At 51.7% G+C, this 553-nt stretch carries 1 rRNA gene; it reads right to left on the bottom strand.

Going from position 1 to position 553, the window contains the following annotated elements:
* Positions 1–553: ribosomal RNA gene (locus tag GQR47_RS20350) — 23S ribosomal RNA — on the bottom strand; the annotation flags it as partial.

The following is a 553-nucleotide window of genomic DNA, read 5'->3' as shown; positions in this document are numbered from 1 at the left end:
TGAATCCGCAGCTTCGGTGCATAGTTTAGCCCCGTTACATCTTCCGCGCAGACCGACTCGACCAGTGAGCTATTACGCTTTCTTTAAAGGATGGCTGCTTCTAAGCCAACCTCCTGGCTGTCTGGGCCTTTCCACATCGTTTCCCACTTAACTATGACTTTGGGACCTTAGCTGGCGGTCTGGGTTGTTTCCCTCTTCACGACGGACGTTAGCACCCGCCGTGTGTCTCCCGGATATTACTTTACGGTATTCGGAGTTTGCAAAGGGTTGGTAAGTCGGGATGACCCCCTAGCCTTAACAGTGCTCTACCCCCGTAAGTATTCGTCCGAGGCTCTACCTAAATAGATTTCGGGGAGAACCAGCTATCTCCCGGTTTGATTAGCCTTTCACTCCTAGCCACAGGTCATCCCCTAACTTTTCAACGTTAGTGGGTTCGGTCCTCCAGTTGATGTTACTCAACCTTCAACCTGCCCATGGCTAGATCACCGGGTTTCGGGTCTATACCTTGCAACTAGTCGCCCAGTTAAGACTCGGTTTCCCTACGGCTACCCTA

Source organism: Pseudoalteromonas sp. Z1A2, from assembly GCF_011378755.1.
Classification (GTDB): Bacteria; Pseudomonadota; Gammaproteobacteria; order Enterobacterales; family Alteromonadaceae; genus Pseudoalteromonas; species Pseudoalteromonas distincta.
Note: the sequence above shows the minus strand (reverse complement) of the source record. Positions and strands in the feature narration are given on the sequence as shown.